This window comes from Pontibacter sp. T17 (assembly GCF_057219875.1).
The window spans coordinates 1592530-1613503 of the sequence record NZ_JBXVVW010000001.1 but is presented as its reverse complement, the minus strand read 5'-3'; the positions used below and the strand labels follow the sequence as shown (position 1 = coordinate 1613503).

Here is a 20974-nt window from a genome sequence, read left to right as displayed (position 1 = left end):
GGCCAATCAGTGGCTGTGGCCTTCATGCCCCTCTTGCGCCGCAGCCGGGGCCTGGGCGCGGGGGTCTACAGGCACAGGGCGGCCCAATGCTTTCAGCTGCGTTTCGCCTGCTTTTTCACCACGCTGCATCAGGTCTTTCATGATGTTCACCTGCAGCAACTGGTCCTGGAGATAGGCTTCGCCACCCTCGGCGTTGGCCTTCTCAATATCGAACTGGGCCATCCATACGTCCATTGCCTGAATGCCCGAGCTTACTTCCAGCAGCGCTACATGCACCTGGGGTAATGCGGCAATGCCCGGCGACTGCTTGAGCGAGTCTTCTGCCTGTCGCAACTGGGCGGCCATTTTATGCAAGCGGTTGTGCACGGGCATCATTTCGTCGTGCACTGTCATTACCTGGTTCTTCAGGTCTTCGGTCTTATTGGCGCAGGCCGCCAGCAAGCAGGCTGCGGCGAGGAAGGCAAGAAGGGCTTTCATGGTTGCAAGATGCCCAAATGTGCGAAACAGGCCAAGGGGTGGCGGACGTTTCAAAAAAAATGTAGCTTGTAAGACTACAAGACAACCTTTTTATGTCCCTGACGTTCAATTTGGTACAGCATATAGCCGCACCACCGGAAGTGGTGTTTGAGCGGCTGGTAAACCCCGAAAACCTGAAGCACTGGATGCCGGGTCTGGTAGGAACGACCCACGAGGGTGGCCCACAGCTAGGTCTGGGCACGCAGTTCCGGCAGACGCGCCGCCTGTTCGGGCGCGAAGCCACCGAACTGTTCGAGATCACGCGCTATGAGCGGCCGCGCACCTTCACGCTGATGGTGGATGGCAGCAAAGGCAGCAGCCGCCGCGGGTTCTATGTCTTTACCTACAACCTGAGTCCTGATAACAGCGGTACCCGTCTGGAGATGCACGGGGAAATCACAGGCTCGGGCTGGCTGATGAGTCTGCTGGGCAAGCTGTTTATTGGCAGTATGAAAAAGGCTATTGCGGCCGACTATCAAGCTTTTGCGCGCTGGGTAGAACAAGGGCAGGTCCACGCGTGACCTGCCCCTGCTGCTTCCAGACACTTTATGGACGGGCGGGCTGTCAGTGTTTGACAAGCCCGATTGGGAAGTCCTGCCCTTTGGAGTAGCTGTTGGGCCACTGTTGTTTGCCGCGGTAGAGCTGGGTGAGTTCGGGGATGCGGTCTGTGAGGTAGGATTCCAGCTCCTTGACGGTGATTTTGCCATCGCGGGTACCGCCATCGGCCTTGCCAGACAGCCCTTCGAGAAACGCATAGGTAAAGACTCCGTGGCCCAGTTTGGGGAACTCGGAGGCAAACTGCTCAGAGCCTGTAGAAGCCATGACTACCACGCCCGTGCTGCGCCCCAGCTGCATGATGGCTTTTTCCTTCTCGGCGCCACGGACGGCGAAGGTTTCTACAGCCGCGCCACTCTGGCAAGCATCCAGCACGACCATCTGCTTCTGTGCCGCAATGGCCGCACATCTAGCTTTGAGCTCGGAGGCCGAGAAACCCTGGGCCTGGAGCAGGTCGTCGTTACCGAACATCTGGGTTACGCCATGCAGGACGAAGAAGAAGTCGGCTGGCCGGCTGGTGGCAGCATCTCCTTCTGACATCACACCATGGCCGGCGTAGAAGAAAATGAAGACGTCCTCGGGCTTGACAAGCTGCTGGAGCGAATCGAACACGGCGACCAGCCGCGCACGGTTAGCCTGGGCATCGCGGAGGTTTACGACGTTGATGGTTCGGAATATGTCTTTGCCTACGCCTTTCACCGCATCGCCAAAAGCCTGCATGTCGGCGGTGCCAAAGTTGAGGTCATACTGGCTGTTTCGGTATTTGTCGAGCCCGACAGCGAGTATGTAGAGGCTGGACTGTGGTTGCAGCGCTTCAGACTCTACTTTCACCACCACTGGGGCTGACTCCACGCGGGCCTTGCTGACAGCCACAGCACGCAATTCGTTGGTGCCCGAGACGAGCGGCAGGCTGAAAGTTTCTTCCAGCTTGGTACCAGGAGGATTCTCGCCCCGGCCCGAGTGGTCTACAATGCCTACCAACTTGCCATTCTGGTAGAGCCGGACCTCCAACAGCCCCCCACCCTGCTCTTCTACTTCCAGGAGTACACGGGTAGAGCCCTGCAGCTTCTGCCCGGGCTGTGGGTAGGTAATACGCACCACTGGCACCTGACGGGCATTGGTCAGGAGCTGCTCGCCCATCAGTTCCTGCATGGTGGGGGCCGGATTGGCGGCGTCGGCCTGTGGGGATGATGCTGCGGCAGCAGGAGCATTGCGGGGCTTTACTGCACCCGTGCGGCTGCGCCCACCGCCACCGCCTTTGCCCGTTGTACCCACATTGCCAAGGCCTGCATATTCGCTGACACCGCCCCCACCCTGGCCGGAGCCCGAGAGGCCGAGGCCGCCGCCCTCAAGGCCGCCCAGCTTCTTCACATTGGTGAGCGTTTCGCCAAAGAGATGGGGCTGGAAGTAAGACTCAAAGAACTGGTCGAAGGGCAAGGCCAGATTGCCCTTCTCGTAGAGGAACATGCGTTGGGGAGCGCTGTAGCTGCTTTCGTACTGGTTTGCATCAGTGAAGAACACCCATTCGCCGCCACGCCGAATTACCAGTGTACCAACCTGCCGGCCCGACTCGGCGTTGTGGAAGATGAGCTCGTTGGTGGAACGGCCGTCTACCTTGAGTTTCATGTCGGGGATGTCGAGGCCGCGGAAACTGCGTGCCTGGCCAAAGTCGCGAATGACTGGATTGGGGCGGTCGTTGCGGTAGGCGATGTTCTCCCAGTCGGCAAGCCGGTACTGCTGCTTGTCCACAACGAGGTTGTCGTTGCCATCGAACCAGACATCCTGTGCGCGTGCCGAACTGGCGAGCGTATAGGTGGCGATTCGGCCATCGGTGATGTTGAGCACCCGAACCCTGCTGCCATAGGACAGGCCTCTCCGCCAGCCATCGACCCACCAGGTTGCCACAGCTATGCGGTTGCCATCGGGGCTGAGGTCAATACCCGCTATGCCCACGCCCGTGAGCTCTTCAAAGAAACGAGGGCCCATGACAGCTGGCATCTGCCAACGGCCGAGGGGTTTCCAGGTCTTGCCATCGCGGAGGGTAAGCCAGACGCGGTCGGTAGCCTTGTCCATCGGATAGAAATCGCGGCCAGCCAGCAGCCACTTTCCAGCCTTGTAGCCAGCCCAGGTTACGCGAAAGTCCAGGCTGTCGATGACGCGGGGCACGGAACGTGGCTCCTCCTGATGGTAAATGAAGGTGCGCAGCCCTTTGTAGCGGAGAAAAATGAGCCCCGCCCCTGCTTCTTCAGGAACCGGCATGACAAATTCCACCCTCGAGAGCCAGCCCCCCAATCGACGCCCCTGCTCCAGACCCCAGTAATGCACACCCCCATCGTCCCAGGTGATGAGCGCCTTGGCCGGAGCGTGATAGAAGCCCGTCAGCAGGCGGTCGGACTCACCTCGGAGCGTATCCTGAACGGACAGGCGTGGGCCTGAGAACATACGGATTTCGCCACCCCAGTCGGGATCGGTGGCGATAATGCCGTCGCCGTCGCCGAGGTAGCCATAGGTCACATCATCATATGGCCCCATATTGAAAGAGGCGCGACTGATGAGTGAATCAAGGTCCAGTACGAGGCCCCGGTTTTCCAGCCGGCCGCCCCAGTCGTTGAAGATGGCTTCGTTTCGCTTGGGGTTGAAGACAATGCGGTTGGGGATGACAGGCAGGCGCACAGCCCGGGGCTTCCACGTGCTGGGGGTATACATGAAAAGCGTGCGGTTGTTGTCGACCACCAGCACCTGCCCCGTGCGGGGGCTGACACCCAGCGCATGGGGAAAGTCGGGGCCTGAAAGTATCTGCTGCACCGCCAGAGTGTTGGCATCGAGAATGCCAATTCTGCCACCGAAGTAGCCCTGGGCCACCGCCAGCGAGTTGCCGTCGGCGAGGAACGAAACCTTGAGCTTGACCTGAGGCTTGCCGAATGCAGGGTAGCCCCTGACAATCTGCTTGCCGGTAAAGGCATCGAGCACGAGAAGCTGGTTGCCATCCACCACAAAAGCCAGCCGCTTGCCATCGGGCGACCAATTGGGCCCCTCAAGTGCCAACGCAGTGGCGTAGCGGCTCACGAGTTTGCCGGTTGCCGTTTCGATAACCAGCAGCACACACCCGGCAAAGTCGGATGTGTGGCGGGTGACTATGGCGAAATAGCGGCCATCGGGCGAGAATGCCCGTAAGCCACTCATTGGGCCTAGGTAGGAGACAATCTTACTCTTCTGCTGAAGGTCCCAAAGCTCCATAGGGCCATAACCCATAAGAGCGGTGCGGCCGTCGGGAGCGAACGCGGCCCAGTCGGTGACAAGCCCTGCGGTGGCCGCAATACCAACTGTCGAGCGGATGAAAGAGCCTGTGCGGGCGATGCTGTCGAGCTCGGCCCAGTGGGCCAGAAACATGCCATTCCGGGTAAAAAAGCCCTCATTGATGTTGTTCTGCTTTCGGCGGAAGTCGGCAGTCTCGTTTAGGTGGGTACGTGCTTCGGGCAGTTTACCTGCCAGCACGCGGTTGTAGTACATTTCCACCAGTACATTGGCCTTGTCCTTGTAGTCGTTGCCCAAGAGGCCTATCATCAGGGAATAGGCGCCATCGACATCGCCCTGAAGGTTCTGCATGAGCGGCAGATAGTATTGCTGGGCAATGTTCCAGCGGTCAGTGGAGGTAAGGCCTGTGCTGAATGCCTTCTTGTAGCACTCGGCGGCTTTGGGCAGGTTGTTGCTGTACTCATAAGCGCGGCCGAGAAGCGCCTGTGCCAGGGCGAGGTCACTGTGGGAGGCCGCCACCTGCTGGGCAAACTCCATCCAGGTTTCTGGGTTGCCGTTTCGGGCCCGACGCAACTCGAACCACTTGGCCGCCACTTCAATCCGGGGCATCGCCAGCCAGGATGCCTGATACATCTCGAGACTGACGTCCTCGTAATCGTCAGACTTGAGGATGTCGGCGATGTACTCGGCGGCGGTAGAGACAAAGGCCGCCTGATCAAGCGAGAGTCCTTGAGGGGTATTGGTTACTTCCTCCTTTACATGGCTGATGAGGCGGCCCAGCCTGTTGTATTTATCTTGTAGCGTAGCAGTGCCGGAACGTCCCAGTAGCGGCCCGGTCTGAAGGTTCATCAGGCGCTGCCAGGTTTCGAAGAAGTATTCTCCACCGGGCGAGCTGAGAGCCTCTTCGTACTGGGCAGCAGCGGCAACGTAGTTTTTGTCCTGCACCTCCAGTCGGATGCCTTCCAGCAGGGGGAAGATGTAGCTGTCGCCCAGGCGGGGTTTCCAGTGCCGGATGAGGGAGTCGGCTTTGGTCTGGTTCTTCAGTGCCTCAACGTAAATATTGAAATAGAGGATGCGGAATACCTGCTGGTGGTTGAAGTTGGGGTCCTTATTAATGATGCGCTGCGCCAACGCCTCTGCCTCATAGGGGCGTGTGTCGGCCAGGGAGACTGCCAGATTGTAGAGGGCGTAGGGGTTGTCGGGGTCTTTGGCGAGGGCCTGCCGGTAGAGCTGGATTTCCTTGGCCTCGTCGCCGTAGCGGGCCTCGTGATAGGCCTGCCCCAGCAGTGCATGTACTGTGCCGGGGAAGCGCTTATACAGATGCCAGCGCATGGTGACCTTATCGGCAGGGCTGGTACTGGCCCAGCTGTAGCGCAGAAGCTGGTCGGCAGTGGCGGTGCGGGGGTTGGGGCGCACCAAAGGCTGTGCCGACAACACAACAGGCAGCGACAGGACAAATCCCAGCAGGAACGGACGGAGGAAACGCATGGCAGAAGGAGGCAGAGTTCAGGCTTTGCGCCTTAAGATGCACTCTTTCTGCGGTTTTCCCCTCACTGAAAGTGGGGAGGGGGCGGCGATAACTACGTACTGTACGTAACAGACCCTCAGTGCGCTGAGTCGTCGTTGTCGGCGGGCCATTCGCGCCAGGAGAGCAGGTTGAGCTCGAAGACGATAGCAGGCTTGTTGTCGCTGTCGAAACTGGGCAGCTGCCCGCCGAGGCACAGCTGAATGTGGGGTGTGGCCAACCACGCGATGCCTGCCACCATCACCGACTCGTCGTTTGTGCCGACGATCCAGTCGCCCATGATAAGAAGACGATCGGTGAGGCCGTACTCCGCCCCAACCAGAAGGCCTGCCTGATTGCCCGGCCCCAGATAGGTGGGCGTGCCCCAATATGGCCCGGCCACCAGCCGGGTGTGGCCCTGCTGCCACACCGCCAGCAGGTAGTTGAAGGCCAGAAACTGCTTGCTGTTGAGCGACTGGGAGAGGTTGCCGCCGAACTGCCCGCCCAGGTTGAGGCGCCAGTGGTCGGCTAGCTGCCACTGCTTCTGCCAGGTAGCCACGAGTGCGGGTTTCAGTTGGCTACCCTGCGGGATGGCGTTTTCCTGAAGCACAAATCCCCGCCCCTGGTCGCGGAAGGAAAGCCCCAGTAGGTTGGCGCCTACATCCCAGCCATTGCCAAGGCCCAAGACCACGTGCTGTTTGCTGGCGATATAGCCCAGACCATAGACGTTGACCTGGTGCTGATAGAAAACCTCGCCCTGGGGTGTGATGGCCCCACTGGGAATATTGAAGAGGTTTTGCTGGGCGTGGGCATACGCAGTGCCTGCGACCCACAAAAATATGGCGGCGAAGTAACGTAACATGGAGTGAAGTGAACTACCGCACCCTTCATGCCCGACAAAGCGCAAGGCACCGACCCAGACCGGAAAGTACAGCACAGCAACTAACAGCGAACCCCGGACCAGATACAGCAGCCGATGGCGCCAGCCTGTGTGCGAGCAGTTCTTACACAGGAAGTTGCGGAGCATCCAGTGGCACCGCGGGTCGGGCACAAGGGCCAGTTGGAGTACTAGACAGGCGAAGCGGCGGGAAGGTTTCCGGGAGAGGGGGAGTTTTTGGGCGTGAGCCATATTGTCAAAAGCCCACTGCAACACATTGACTGCAATCTTCGGGTATCATTGCTACTGATGAGCCAGCGCAGTGTAGAGGGCAGTTAATGGCACTCGCCATTCGGCTTCCAAAATCGCCAACACCTGACGCGCTACTACCTGAAGATCAGAAACCTGCGGATTCAATAGTGGGTACTGTTTATCGTGGGTAATCTGTCGCTGGTTTTTCTGAACATCGCCGAGGAGGAAAGGCAGGTTTGGATACGCGGCGCTGAACGTCCGGAACGCCTCTGTCTGCTGCCAGGTGTCCCAGCGGTCCAGCAGTTCGTGTACCAGCCAAACGGTTACGCCCAAAGTGCCCTCGGCAAAAAACTTCTCGACTGAAACATACACGCGCAAGGGCGTGCCCGTTAGCACCAGCACAGCATTCGGGTCCCTACAGAACAGCCCTGCCCAGCCATCTACCGCATTGGCCGCTGCTGCAATCTGTTCCATGAGTATTGTCTCGGCCTTGCTCTTGAGTTCGGCCAAGCGGTGAATCTGCTTTCCATGGGTTGCCAGCAACTGGAATGTTTCGGGGCTGAGGGGCGGGGTGGTCATGTTGTGGAGGTGGAGCAGGAACTCATGCAGATAGAAGCGGCTGCGGTCATCGGCCTGGGGGAGATAGACTGCGGTGCGCTGCTGGATGGCGTAACTCAGCTCAGCGTGGGTAAGATTGACAAAGCGGGCGTCGGTGATGCTGCCAGGGGAAACAGGTGCGATTGTAAGGAGAACCCCAACCTTACAGTCCGGCGGCGCTGGCACGGAATCGAAATAGTCGGCGAGGTCGTTGTAGAGGCCGGCGTCCACCTTCATTTCCAGCACAATGGCGCACTGGGCCTCGCTGATGTCTTCTGCATCGGAGATGACGATGTCGATGAAATTACGCTTGGTGGTGGTGTACTCGGTGTGGGCATACGCGACGTTGCCACTCCAGACAAATTCTGTGCGCCTCTGCTGAATAGCGGACACGAGCACTTGCAGAAAGAGATCGCCGAGGGTATGGTCCTGGTTGGTAGAGAGGAAGTAGGCGTACCAGTTGGTGACGACGGTTTCGCGGCGCGGGAAGCCCGACACATCGAAGAACGTGCGCACCGGCTGGGTAGGCGCAGGCAACGGGAGGTTCAGGAGTTCGTCGAAGTCGGGGAGCATGGGGGAAGTTACTTTCAGATACCCTCACTGAGGATGGCAAGGCTGGCGGTGTAGCAGAAAAGGCTGCGAGCATAAGGCTGTACAACTAGCTGGTTTTTGGTAGTTGCCTCTGCGTAAGTGCGCGTAGCCCAGGCCTGAAGACGTAAGTGGACTTAAAATAAGAATCGAGATTGACTATTTCCCCCCACAACAAAAAAGCCCCGACGGGTGTCGGGGCTTGTGCTACTGGTGGAGGCGACGCGGCTTTGCGCTACAGGTTTTGCAACAATGCAAACTGCCACTGCCACTTGGCCCCGCCAGTCGTTGCCTGTCGCATGACCCCAAACTGCACCCGCGATCGGTCTGAAAGACCGTAACCGAGACCAAAGAACGCCCGGTTCCGATCAAACAACTGCACGGGCACTTCATTGACGCTGGCACGCTCGCCATTGAGAAAAATCTCGTTGGAAACAGATGCATAGACCGCACCACGCGATAGCCGGGGTTTGTTGATAGGAATGTTCATAATCAACATATAGCGAAACCGGGTCCTGTAATCCTGGTTCTGTATGAAGCGTTGCTCATAGCGCAAGCGATGCGTGAGAAACACCCGCTTCAGGACAGATGTCGGCATCAGAGCTTCCTGATAAAACCGATGCTCTGGGAAAAGCACATCTCCTTCTCCGATAGGCCCAGTGCCCACGTAGGCGTAGCCCATTGTGAAGGTCACGTCGTTGGACCTGGGGGTATAGGTTGCCCCAGCCCGCAGAAGCAGCTGCTCCACGTCGTTGCCGAGATTCCATGCCCGGTATTGAAAATCACCCTGGAATCCAAAACGGCTCTCGGTGTAACGCTTCTGGAAGAAATACATATACCAGGCACCCCACTGTGGGTTCAGCTGTTGAGCAAAAGCAGTGCCCGCACACAGCAGAAGTGCCAGTGTCAAAAGTAAATGTTTCATGTTGGGGCAAAATCGTACAGTACTGGAACAGCAGAACTGACAGGTATCATCGATTGGCAGACCTGAATTTCGGCAGGCTTGTAATGGTCTCTTCAATGAATTCTACGACACCGCTGTCGAGATCGTAAACCGCGCCAACAATGAGAATTTCCCCACGTTCGTACCGACTGCTTAATACTGGCTCAAGCGAGCGCAATTCATTTACCTGGTTGATTACATTTTCACGGATGGCAGTTGGCAAAACCTGCTCAGCCGCCGGATTGCTTCGCTTGACACGCACAGCCGCTGGCTTGATTGCATTGATCAGGGTAGCGATATGACCGGGAGGATTTGCAGGAGGGTTAATTGCCGCCTGAACAGCACCGCACGACTCGTGGCCCAGCACCACAATGAGTTTTGTTTTCAAGGCTTCAGTCGAAAACTCAATTGAGCCGTAAGACGCCTGTGCCATCACCTGACCAGCTGTCCGGAGAATGAAGAGATCGCCTACACCCTGGTCGAAAATAATTTCATTTGGCACCCGACTGTCTGAGCAACCTACTATAGTGGCAAAAGGTTTTTGCCCGCCACTAGTATTGCGAAGATCGGCAGCCGTCTGACGGGGGCGAACTGTTTTATTGGAAATAAAACGGTTATTCCCAATAATCAGTTTGCGCAAGGCATAATAGGGATCTGCATTTGCACTGTCACGGTTAGCAGTGAAATCGGTTGGTGTAACCTGTAACAGACGGTAGATAGTGGGTGTCTGTTGGGCATTTACAGAAAAGCCAAAATTCAGGAAACAGGCAGCCGCTACTGCTTTGCAAAAGGTTCTCATTTTCATTTAGTAGGAATTTATGGCAAAGCAATCTACCAGCTCCACTGGTTCCTGCTCAAATTGTATGGAACCGATATAAAATGGGCCAGCTGAAACCAATCGAATTACTACACTGTATTGCCGCCGCAACAGTGGGATTGACAACTACCACCGGGAATTTACCAGCCTACACATGTTGAAATGCCCATGTGGTTGGGCAACATGACAATTCCAGGCATTCAGGCTGTCTTTTACGCAGAAGCCCACCCACCTCAGCTTGTCAATGCTGGGGACGTCCGGCGGGGCGGGCACAAGGGCTGCCGAATGTTGGGCCTCACAAACAAAAAAGCCCCGACGTGTGTCGGGGCTTGTGCTACTGGTGGAGGTGGCGGGAGTTGAACCCGCGTCCGGCGAAGGCTGCCACAAAGCTTTCTACATGCTTATCCCGCTTCGGGGATCTTACGCTGTGGCTCAAAGCGAACCAAACACCACAGCGCCAGCCCATAAAGTTTAAAGCTGCTTATGGACGTCGCAGCCCGATTCTGTTATTGATGATGCCTCATCGCCCCGACAACAGACAGCCAGAGCGGGAGACAGCCAGGGGCCTAATTGTTTAATTAGGCAGCCAGAGCGTAGTTGTTGTTGTTGGCATTTATAGCCGTGAAGGCGGTTGTTAAAGCGCTCAACCCTCATGGCGCTGCATGCTTACCTTGCCTCAGATCAACCCGTCAAGTCCAATACACCCCCAATTGTAAAAGAGCCCCTGCATAACGCTGGCGACGATGCGGTTTAGTATGCGCCGCCGCAACAACCAGCAGAACTATTGATTATCAGCACGATAATTTCACGTTCCCTGTTGGCGGCGGTGCATCTCCTCGACGAGTTGCAGGAGCTGGCGGTGCTGGATGGTGAGGTCGTCGAGCTTGGTGTGGAGCTCACGGATTTCGCGCTCGGCTTTGCGGTTGACGTGGAAGTCGCGGATGGCACGCTGGCGGTCTTTGGCCTCCATACGGTTCTGCGACATCATGATGATGGGCGCCTGAATGGCAGCCAGACAGCTGAGAATGAGGTTGAGGAGGATGAAGGGATAGGGGTCGTAGGGCTGGGCAAGCAGAGCGGTGTTGACGCCGATCCAGCAGAAGAGGACGAAGGCGAAGCAGCCGATGAAGGTCCAGCTGCCGCCAAACGCAGCTACCTTGTCGGCCATGCGCTGGCCGAAGGTTTCCTTGCTGTCGTGAAGGGGCCTGGTGGGATCGTGAAGGGGGGTTTCCATGCTGCAAGCTACAGCACAGGGCGGCAGGAAGTACTCACGCTGAAAGGCAGAACAACTTTATGAGAACAGACAACCGAGGCGCATTTTTTGCATCTTTCCAGTAGGTATGACAATTGTGTTTTTGGTATTGGGACTACTTGCAGGGCTTCAATTCTCCCGCGTGCGCAAGATGGTCTGGGAGCCCTTCACGGCCTGGCAGGAACGGTGGAAGAAGGCGCTGAAAGAAGCAGAGGACCAGCCGGATGGGGAGACTGCACAGGAAGTAGTGTTGCGCACCACCGCCCTGAAAGAACTGCGGACTTGGTATGGCCTGCGGATTCTGCTGGTTTTCACGCTTATAGCGTTTGGGATTTTGACTGCCGATGTCTCGGCGCTGTCATTGGTCTTCGGCGGGTCGGCTGGTTTTATTCTGTTTCTGCTGATGGCGGGCAGCCAGAACCTGAACCCCTACCAGAATGAAATCATGGGCGATGTGTATCGGAAGGCGCTACGACGGCTGTTTCGTCTGGAGCCTTCAAGGGCACGCGAGCTTCTCAGAAAAATAATGACACGGCGCAGGCCCCTAACCGAATTGGTGCTGGAATTGCTACCCGAAGCCCCTTTCGACACAACCGAGCTGACAGCAGGCTATCTATTCAACGCCCGAGCGCGAATACGGGCATTGGCAACCCACGAAGTGGCCCAACGCCAGCCCGACCGCCTGCTGGGCAATCTGCCCAACCTGCTGAAAGATGAGGTGGCCAGTGTGCGGGCGGTGGGATACCGGCTGCTACAGCAACTACCGTATGAAGAAGCACGGACCCTGTTCCTGAAACAACTGACCAGCGGCGACCTTAAGCTGCGCGCGGAGGCGCTGGAGGTGCTGACAAACCATTACCAGCAGTTCTTCACCGTGGCGGACCTGATGGACCTGTTGGGGAGCAACTGGCCGCGTCTGCGCACGGCTGCCGCCCGGCTGCTGGCAAGCCGCCCGGGGGCCGAGCTGATAGCTCCGCTGCTGGAACGACTGGAAAAGGAGCAGGACCCCAAAACCCGCACCGCCCTGCTGGCCGCTTTGGCTGGCCGCGACTTCACCCCTACCCTGCTGGAACTATACCTGGAATACGTACAAAGCGGGAACCCGGAAGCTCATCGCCGCGTGGCCATTCAGGCGCTGTCGCTGTGGCGAAACCGCCCCGAAGCCCCGCGTGTGGTTACGGAATTCGCCGGCCTGTTGCAGGAAGAGGGACTGCCAGCACCACTTCGTATGCAGGTAGGCGACGCGCTGATTCGCATGGGGCCGGAGACCGTGCCGACGCTGATCAAGCTGGCGAGCGGGCTGCCCGCCGACAACCGGATAACCGTGTACCGTGTGCTGGCCCAGATGGCTACGCCCGAGGCACTACAGGAACTGGCCCGGCAACGGCAGGACCCCGACGAACGCATAGCCCGCATGGCGTATCAGGCGGCGATGGCAGTAGCGGCCGACGACAAGCTGGAAGTGTGGCGGCAAGGCCTGGAACAACCGGATTTTACCACCCGCGAGCGTATGCTGGAGCAGATAACCCGCACGCCCGACGAGCGCATTCTGCCAATACTGCATGCGTGCTGGGAAAGGTGGAGCCGTTTCACCAGCCGAAACATCCATCCCGGCGCGCCCGACTACGAGGAGGCAGAGGGAGTAAGAAGCCAACTCTACAAGCTGGGCGATGTTGTGCGCGATGTGCTGCGCACGCTGCCAGCCGACATCGGCAGCAACCCTCATAGCGTACTGTGCATGCAGTGCCATACGCGGCCCCAACAACAGACGGTAACCAACTATGTGTACCTGGCATGCCGGAAATGCCACCGTAGCAAATTCCTGAAAGGGGGCGTGAAGCAGGTTACCGGCGTACTGACCATCGAGGAAGTCAACCTGAGCCTCAATGCTAAAGGCCAATTGCGGCTGGCCATCTGGGACGAGGCCGCCAAACAACTGATACCTGCCGACATAGACCGGCTGGAAGTGCGCACTGGCCAGCCGCTGTCCTATGATTGGGCCATGACAGCCCTGTTGCAGCGGCGGCAGGAGGAAAACATCCAGACTCCACTGGAAGTTTTGACAGATGGCGAACTGCCTTTCTCAAGCAACACGCGCCGCATGATGGAGGAAGGCGGCGTACAGACCCTACAAACCAACTGACAGTAAGCCCGATGGAAACTCCTGCGCAGGTGATACTGATGACGATGGCACTGTGCTTCCTGAGCATGCTGCCGCTGCTGGCGCTGAAACGGCCGATGTCGCCTGTGGTGCTTGCCTTGCGGGCTGTCTGGCGTCGGCGGCTGCGCTCACCTGACCGTGGAAAATGGGCATATCTACGTATTAGAGGCTCGCGATACGCAACAGATCACCTCGTAACGGGCAGCATCACTCTGGCCGTATGCCTGGGCATCGGGCTGCTGACTCGCGCGGCGCTGCCAGCCCTCGGCTTCTGGCCGGTTGCCATTGGCGCCTGGCTGGGTGGCTGGAACCTGATCGAGCCCTTTCTCTTTCTGGACATGCTGGGGCAGCGTGCGGAAGAAACTACCTACCGCCAGGCGGTTTTGCTGATACCGGAGATGGAGCCTGACGATGCCGTTCTGGCTTTGAGAACCGCGCTATACCATAAAAACGACGACCTGCTGGACACCCTCCTGGACCAGAGCGTCCGCCTGCAGATTGACATTTCGCATACGGTCACCAACCAGGCACTGGAAGCAGCCGAACCCCTGAAGCAGCTGAAGCTTTTGCAGCATGTGTTCACACACCAGCCCGATGCGCTGCTTCCATATACCCGGCAGCTACTGACAAGCGAATCGGAAGGCATCAGAGGCATTGCCATGCGCCTATTGCCCCGGCTGCCCAACAACCAGCGGGAGGATGTGCAGGCCAGCCTGCTGAACAACCGGGACCTGGCCAAGCGTGACCAGTATCTGAACATACTGATGAGCCAGCCTGAGCTGACGGATGATGCCAATGTGGAAGAACTGCTGAACAGCGGCTGGCCCAAGCTGCGGCTGGCGGCTGCCCGGCTGCTGCGCGAACGTATTCAGCCCGACTGGATTGGCGCCATTCTGAAACAACTGTACCGCGAGCCGGAAGAAGAAGTGCGTCTGGAACTGCTGCACGTGCTGCTGGCCTATCAACCTGCCCCGATTGCGCTGCTGGAAACGGGACTGCGCTTTGCCAGCAGCCTTCATTCGGCAGAGGTGAATACCCTGGCCGCGCAGCTGCTGAGAGCATACGCCGACCAGCCGGAAGCCCCAAGGATTGCTGCACGCATGCTGGAACTGCTGCAGCAACCCAATCTGCCGTCTGCACACGCTGCCGAAGCAGCCCTGACGCTGGACGCAATAGGCCCTGCCTGCCTGCCTGAACTGCCCGCCCTATTGGAAAAACCAGAGGTGCGCGACCTGCTGCTGGCGCTGCTGGTCGAACTGCATCTGCCTACCCCAGGTGAATGGGCGCAACTGACGCCCCAGGCAGCAGCCACAGCGTGGTCGGTGCTGATGGTGCGGCTGCGGCAGGAAAGCGCCACCCGCCGAGTAGGCAAACTAATTGAAGACCTGCACACAGGTGGCTTCCCGGTCAAGGCTGCCGCACTGAAAGAGATAAAGGCGAACCCCAGCGTGCGTCTGCTGCCCGAGCTGGAGGCCTTTCTGAAATCGACCAGCCTTGCCCCAGCCAAGCGCAAACCACCATTCCTGTTCCCACAGATATCCGAGGACGGAGTAGAGGTACTGGCAGGCATGGCCCACCAGGCGGCATACCAATGCCTGACAAGCCAGCCACAAGCGTTGCGCACCAGTGGCAACAGCGGGTTCTGCCGAAAATGCCGATGCCGCAGCCGCACAGGCTACTTTTGGGGGCCTACCTATGTGCACTGCCCCCGCTGCCTGAACGATGCCCATCTGCTGACACCTATACGGGAAGTGATTGGCCGAATTGGCGGCGAGCTGCCTCCTTCTACGTCTGAGACGCTGTATTTGTCCGTGTGGGACGATACAACAAAGACCGCCCTGCCCGCCGAACTGGATGTGCTGGAACTGGCAGAGGACACCGCTACAGCCCATGACTGGGCCCTGACAGCCCTGCTGGAAGCCATGCAGCGGCAGGGGTATGCCCTTGAGCGGATGAAAGTGCAGTTGCTGGGCAAGGTGTCGCTTTCCACCAACAGCCTGCGGATATTGCAGGAAGTGGGTGTACACCCGGCCACACATCCAACCCACTACGGCCAATGACCTTGCTCATCGTCGGTCTGCTGACAGGAGCTGTTGCGCCTCTACTGCTGAGATACCTGTCGCGCCCCAAATCTGCGATTGTGTCGCCTGTGACATGGGGCCTGAACATGCTGTGGGCCGAGCGGCTCCGAATCAAGACCGTGCGCGCCCGGTGGGCTTTTAAACGCCTGACGACAGACCTGTTCTGGAAAGAAGCCATCGCTGCCAACGTTGGACTTATGGCGGCATTGGGATTGACCCTGGTGCTTGCCCCCAGCCTGATGTACAACGCTGGTGGCATAGTCATTGGAGGGCTGCTGGGCCTGCTGGGCAGTAATCTGGCGCAGGTGTTGATGCCGAAAACCCGGACAGCCTTCAACCAGCAGGACGACGTGTACCTGGAAGCCGTGCTGCTGCTGCCACAGATGTCAGCGGAGGATGCAGAAAAGGCTGTGCTGGCCGCCCTGCCCGAGGCCAACGAAGACCTGCTGCGCGTACTGCAGAACTACTGCGAGAAGCTGGGGCTGGACACTTCCAGCTACAAGATGATGCTGGCACAGAAAAGCATCACGCCAACGCAGTATTATCAGCTGTTGAAAGAAGTGTATCAGCAAAACCCAGGCATACTGGTTCCGCAGCTGGAAAAACTGCTGACCGACGACCTGCCCGCCGTGCGGCATCTGGGTATACAACTGCTGATGCATGTTCCAGCGGAAGAACGAACCGAGATTACCCTGCGGATGCTGAACCGCAAGGACGACAATCAGCGGCTGCACTTTCTGGAAGCGTTGCAGGAACAGCCCGAGCTGGTAGACGATCAGCTGATAGAATACCTGCTGAGCCACCGTTGGCCTCGGCTGCGCCTGTCAGGGGCGCTGATTGTCGCCGGGCAGAAGGGCGACCACTGGGGCGTGCGGTTGGCCGAAATGTTGCATACGGAACCCTATGAGTATGTACGGTTGGCGCTGTTGCGGGCACTACGCAGCCTCCAGCTGTCACCAGAAGCGCTGAAGCTGGGGCTGCACTTCGCCAACGGCGAATACAGCCGAGATGTAACCCGAGAAGCATTGTTGTTGCTTAAAGGAGCGGGGCATCTGGATACCATTAACGTAGGCGCCCTCGTAACCGACCTGCTGGTGAAGCCAAGCCTGCCGCACAGCACCTCGATGCTGGCTCTGGACGTCCTGGAGTCACTCGGCCCTGACATCGTGCCCGACCTGCTGGCGCATCTGGAGAGCACCGGGCACAATGAGCTGCTACACCCGCATCTGCCCAAACTGCCGCTCAGCAGCCCGAAAGACTGGCTCCTGCAAACGGCAGAAGTACGTGCTGCATATTGGAAGCAATTACTGGAACACCTGCGAGAGGAAGACACCGAACTGCGCACGGCCTTCTTGATTGGTGATCTGCTGTCGGAGACAATGTCCATCAAAAGTGCAGTTCTTCGGGAAATAGCGGAACAGCCGAATGTGCGGTACCTACCAGTGCTGGAGCGTCTGCTGAATCAAATCAGATATGCCCTGGATCAAGGTATTTCGTACGACGGCACAGAGAGCCTTGCCACAAGCGAACGCATTTTGCTAAAGGAACTTAAAACCCAGACCTTTCTTTCCATTGAAACCTGTCTGAAGGTGCAATCCAGGAGCTTGCAGTCTGCCGGTGATAAAGCCTTTTGCATACAGTGTCGCTGTCGCTGCGAAAAGGCGATACTCCAGAGCGGACGCCGCTATACCCGCTGCCCCCGTTGCCTCAGCGACCGCCACGCCACCCCCGTTAGCGGGCAGGTGATCGGCCGTATCGGCGGCGTGCTCCCTCCCTCCACCGAAACCACACGTTATCTGGCGCTTTGGGATGAAACCAACAAAACCGCCTCCCCGGCTCAGATTGATGTACTGGAACTGGTGCCAGACCCTGCCGTGACACATGACTGGGCGCTGGCCGTACTGATCGAAGCCACTTTACACGCGGGTTTCGACCTTACGAAGGTGCAGGTGCGCTTGCTAGACGAAATGTCGCTTTCCACCAACAGCCTGCGGATATTGCAGGAAGTGGGTGTACACACAGCACCCCGGCAGTCGACTTCACAAGCCAACTGAATCCTGACGCTACCCAATGCCAACTCCGCTGAAACCCGACGAACTGGAGGCGATACAGAAAGAACCCCACCTTCGACACCTGGAGGCAGTGACTGAAACCTATCGTGTACTGAAAGGGGAGGAGACGCAGTACAAGCAGGCCCACTGGGAAGAAAAGGACGATTATTACCGGGTCAAACTTGGGCTGTTACGTGCACGGGTTGCCGCGGCAGAGGCCGCCTTGGAGGCAGTTATCCATACCATACCCCTGGCAGCACGCGAGCACCCCGAGCAAACCTATTGCATGGCCTGTCTTTTACGGGGTGTGCGCCGTACAACTGGCAAGTTTGCATACGCACTCTGTCCTGGATGTAGGCTTCCAGACCATCTGGAAACACATGTACTACGGGTAATCGGGCAGATTGGTGGCCATCAGGCACGATCGACTGGCTCGCGTATCCTGTATCTGTCGCTGTGGCAGGAAGAGACCCGCCAGCTGATACTGGCCGAAGTGGACGAACTGGAAGTAGCGGGCGGGCAGGGCATCTCCTACGACTGGGCGCTGCTGCGCTTTCTGGAGCACTGGCAGAACACCCGCGCCAATACCCTGCTGCGGATTGTCTTTGTGGGAGAAACCCAACTAAGTGCCAACTCGGTCCGCGTCCTGACAGACGCCAACACCCAACTAATGGGACCCTACCGCATCATTTGAAGCCAAGGAACCCCTTGAGGCGACTGACGAGCCCCAACGGGCGGAATCTGCGGGCCGTTTCGATCTCGCCTTCCGGCCATCCCATGCGGGCCAGGGCTTCATCGTTGTAGGCATGCTCACGCACGAGCAGCGCCAGATAGGCCTCGCGCAGGTGCTGCTGGCTGCGGATTACCACAGGGAGGGCAGCCTCCTGTGCTGGTGGCGTCAGCAGGGCCGCAAGGTTGGCAGGCACCAGGTGCTTGGCCTCAAACGGTTTCAGTGCCTCGGCCAGCGCCTCGAATGCATCGGGGCTGCCGTAGGCCGGAAGCTCGCGGTCAAGTAACGCCAGGGCTTCGGCGATCGGGAGGTCTGCTATCTCCAGCCGTTGATTCCGCACCAAACATCCCGCCAATAAATGTGCAATGTCGGCAAACTGTATCTGGGTCTTGAGGCGGCCCACCAGCCAGGTCTCGATGAGGGGCTGCCACTGGGGGTTTTGGCAGTACGCCGTGAGTTGGGTAGGCGAAACCCGTGCCAAAACTGGCAAAAGGTCGTCTGGACTGACGTCGCTAGCCAATCCCAACTCCAGCACAGCAGGAGCGTCTTCGGCCATCAGTTGCGACAGGGCATTGGCATCGCCATCGCCGCGTTTGCGCAGATGCAGCCAGGCGGCCAGCGCACTGCTTTCTCGGACAACAGCCTTGGGCAGCTCCTTTTTCGGGATTTCGGCCTTTGCCTTCTGAAGCGTCTGCCAGATGAGTCCGCCGTAACTGACCGCTGACGCAGGCTGCAACAGTGCCGCCAGCAACTGTGCAGGCGCCCCACTATCCGCAAGCCACTGGGCCCACTCAGCAGGCAGTATACTGCAGGCCTGCTCGCGGAACTGCTGCCGGATGGCATCGGCGCAGGCAACGAAAAACTTTGGTGGCAACTGTCCGATGTCTACCCTGTAGGCGTTGTTGCCTGCCAGCTGCTGGGCCAGTTGCCACACCAGCTCCAGCCGATCGGTTTGCCCGGCGGCCAGGTACTGGTGGTATACAGTAGTGGCCCGGCTTATCTCTGCCACTCCCTGCCCAGAACGGAAATCGCGCAGGGAGAGGTCAAACACCACGGGCGATCCGGTTACGGGCTCGTTCAGGTGATAGCCCACCAACTTGATGGGAAAGAAGAACAGCTTGCCGCTATCAAACACCGGATCGCATGCCAACTGTGGCCACAGCGTTGGGGGAAGGGTACGGAAGAGACGGTCAAAGGTGGCAGTAACATCGGCCACGGGTCCCTTTACCACGATGCTTTCGGTCCATTTGCCCTCAGCCAGCCGCTCGGCGGCAATCAGCAACGGAATGGGGGGAAGAACAACTGCCTCCTCAACTGAAGTCGCGCGCTCGGACCTGTCAGGAGCAGGCACGTGGCCAGTAGCCCAGTCGGCAGCAGGGAACTGCCGAATCTCCTCCAGCGAGTGTGGCACCAGATGCCTGAATGCCTCGGCCAACACATAGGGAGAGGCTACGGCCTGCCATTCCTCTGGCGCATGCACCACGGCGTGCATCAGGAACATACCCTCGCGGCCAAACTCGTCGCGCTCGCCACTGAGGGTGCGCACCCACATGGTTACCAGATACGCCAGCCCCCGGACATTCAGCCAGAAGATGACCGGCTTTTCGGCTGGCAAGACGCCTGCTCCAGGGTAGTGCAGAGCACTTTCAATTGCCGACACTTCGGCACGGCTGAGCCGGTCGGTGGTGTAGAGCAGGGTATGAAACCCGGTTTTCTTCCAAGGGCTCTCGCCGGGGGGCAGTTTGCCGTAGAGCAGTTGGGCGACAGGCATGGCTGGGTACGGGAACGGTGTCAGGACTTACGGAAGATAGCCCGCAGGCGGTCGAGAATGGGCTTACGGGCCTCGGACTCGCGGCGCACCCGCACCTGCTGCATGAAGAGCAGGAAGGGATCGAGCACACGCAAGGGCTCGCTGATGGCGGTATCGGTGGCAGGGTCGTCGATGCCAGTGGCCGAGATGATGCTGAAGCGGGCGCTGCGGAAGTGGTCTTTCGCCATGTTGAGAAACCGGCTGACGCCCAGGCTGCGCAGCCACTCTTCGATGGCCAGCGACTGCATGCCGATGTCTATAACCTGATCGGCGAGCGGGGTGCCGGCATAGCTGGCAACAGTGCCCTTCTTCAGCCAGTCGGCCAGGTCGGGGGGCAGCCTGTGCAGCATCAGGTCGGTTTTGGAGAGGATGACGATGAGATCCTGCGACTGGCGGAGGGGCAGGTTCAGGCGGTCGTAGACGGCGCGGACGTAGGTATCGAGCAGGCGAGACATCTCCTCGTCGAGGCGCTCGAGGTCGAGGTCGGGCAGAGAGAGGATGAACAGCACGGTGTCGGCCTGAGCGACGAAGTAGCCGCCGCGGAGAATCTGCTCCACGTCCTGAAACACCTCACCGGCAGTGTCGTAGTAAGCCAGAAAGCAGTCGCCATAAGACGGCAGGGCGCGGTACTGAATGAGGGCGGGGTTGGGGAAGTTGGCGGGGGTACTCTCGGGCAGGAGGCCGCGCTCAAAGTGGGGCACCTGCTGGTAGAGGATGCGGTGGGTAAAGTCGTCGAGGCTGCGGTAGTAGTAGCCTTCCCAGAGATTGGAGAGGCGGGCCAGCACCGAGAACAGGGCGGTGAGGTACACGGTTTTACCGTGGCCTGAGAAGCCGACCACCCCAATGGTGGCGCGCGGCACTGCTGGTGACTCTACATAGGCACGGGGAATGGGGGTACGGCAGTTGCCGCACTGATATCCACCGGTTTTGCTTTTGTCAATGACTTTGGGTCCAGCCGTCAGGCAATAAGGGCACTTCACAAGTC

General features: G+C 58.7%; 14 protein-coding genes and 1 other RNA gene. 5 read left to right on the top strand and 10 right to left on the bottom strand.

Features of this window, described 5'->3' with window-relative positions; genetic code table 11:
* Positions 1–6: 6 nt before the first annotated feature.
* Complete coding sequence (locus tag AC2D8O_RS07090; RefSeq protein ID WP_484678099.1) at positions 7–477, bottom strand: hypothetical protein; 471 nt, start codon at positions 475–477, stop codon at positions 7–9.
* 92 nt (positions 478–569) lie between these two features.
* On the opposite strand from AC2D8O_RS07090, the gene AC2D8O_RS07085 reads away from it, so the two are divergent.
* A complete protein-coding gene (locus AC2D8O_RS07085) occupies positions 570–1037 on the top strand; it encodes an SRPBCC family protein (protein ID WP_484678098.1) in 468 nt (155 codons plus the stop codon).
* Between the two features lie 43 nt (positions 1038–1080).
* Here the strand turns inward: AC2D8O_RS07085 and AC2D8O_RS07080 are convergent, their stop codons facing one another.
* The 7 genes from AC2D8O_RS07080 to AC2D8O_RS07050 all read right to left on the bottom strand — a co-directional run bounded on the left by AC2D8O_RS07080 (position 1081) and on the right by AC2D8O_RS07050 (position 11138).
* Positions 1081–5814, bottom strand: a complete 4734-nt coding sequence (locus AC2D8O_RS07080; RefSeq protein ID WP_484678097.1) for a caspase family protein — start codon at positions 5812–5814, stop codon at positions 1081–1083.
* A gap of 116 nt (positions 5815–5930) precedes the next feature.
* Positions 5931–6692: a hypothetical protein gene (locus AC2D8O_RS07075; protein ID WP_484678096.1), complete on the bottom strand. Its 762-nt coding sequence runs from the start codon at positions 6690–6692 to the stop codon at positions 5931–5933.
* Between the two features lie 318 nt (positions 6693–7010).
* Positions 7011–8129: a PD-(D/E)XK nuclease family protein gene (locus AC2D8O_RS07070; RefSeq protein ID WP_484678095.1), complete on the bottom strand. Its 1119-nt coding sequence runs from the start codon at positions 8127–8129 to the stop codon at positions 7011–7013.
* Between the two features lie 250 nt (positions 8130–8379).
* Entirely contained in the window at positions 8380–9069 is a 690-nt protein-coding gene (locus AC2D8O_RS07065; protein ID WP_484678094.1) for a DUF2490 domain-containing protein, read from the bottom strand.
* Positions 9070–9115: 46 nt separating this feature from the next.
* On the bottom strand, positions 9116–9892 hold the full coding sequence (locus AC2D8O_RS07060; RefSeq protein WP_484678093.1) for a carbonic anhydrase: 777 nt from the start codon (positions 9890–9892) through the stop codon (positions 9116–9118).
* Between the two features lie 350 nt (positions 9893–10242).
* Positions 10243–10612: a transfer-messenger RNA gene (ssrA, locus tag AC2D8O_RS07055) on the bottom strand.
* Positions 10613–10709: 97 nt separating this feature from the next.
* Complete coding sequence (locus AC2D8O_RS07050) at positions 10710–11138, bottom strand: DUF1003 domain-containing protein (RefSeq protein WP_484678092.1); 429 nt, start codon at positions 11136–11138, stop codon at positions 10710–10712.
* Between the two features lie 106 nt (positions 11139–11244).
* Between AC2D8O_RS07050 and AC2D8O_RS07045 the strand changes: the two genes are divergently transcribed.
* Genes AC2D8O_RS07045 through AC2D8O_RS07030 form a run of 4 tightly spaced genes read left to right on the top strand, consistent with a single transcriptional unit; the run spans position 11245 to position 18143 of the window.
* Positions 11245–13299 carry a HEAT repeat domain-containing protein gene (locus tag AC2D8O_RS07045; RefSeq protein ID WP_484678091.1) on the top strand — a complete coding sequence of 685 codons (2055 nt, stop codon included), beginning with the start codon at positions 11245–11247 and terminating at the stop codon, positions 13297–13299.
* Positions 13300–13310: 11 nt separating this feature from the next.
* Positions 13311–15377, top strand: coding sequence for a hypothetical protein (locus AC2D8O_RS07040; protein WP_484678090.1), 2067 nt, complete (start codon positions 13311–13313; stop codon positions 15375–15377).
* Positions 15374–17452, top strand: a complete 2079-nt coding sequence (locus AC2D8O_RS07035) for a hypothetical protein (protein WP_484678089.1) — start codon at positions 15374–15376, stop codon at positions 17450–17452. Before AC2D8O_RS07040 ends, AC2D8O_RS07035 begins: the two co-directional genes overlap by 4 nt.
* Positions 17453–17468: 16 nt before the next feature.
* The gene (locus AC2D8O_RS07030; protein WP_484678088.1) at positions 17469–18143 is read left to right on the top strand and encodes a hypothetical protein; all 675 of its coding nucleotides are present in this window, start codon (positions 17469–17471) and stop codon (positions 18141–18143) included.
* On the opposite strand, the gene AC2D8O_RS07025 is transcribed toward AC2D8O_RS07030, so the two are convergent.
* Together AC2D8O_RS07025 and AC2D8O_RS07020 are read right to left on the bottom strand one after the other, a co-directional pair.
* Complete coding sequence (locus tag AC2D8O_RS07025) at positions 18136–19950, bottom strand: hypothetical protein (RefSeq protein WP_484678087.1); 1815 nt, start codon at positions 19948–19950, stop codon at positions 18136–18138. The two genes, AC2D8O_RS07030 and AC2D8O_RS07025, sit on opposite strands and share 8 nt — an antisense overlap.
* A 20-nt stretch (positions 19951–19970) precedes the next feature.
* On the bottom strand, positions 19971–20969 hold the full coding sequence (locus tag AC2D8O_RS07020) for a TRAFAC clade GTPase domain-containing protein (RefSeq protein WP_484678086.1): 999 nt from the start codon (positions 20967–20969) through the stop codon (positions 19971–19973).
* Positions 20970–20974: the final 5 nt, after the last annotated feature.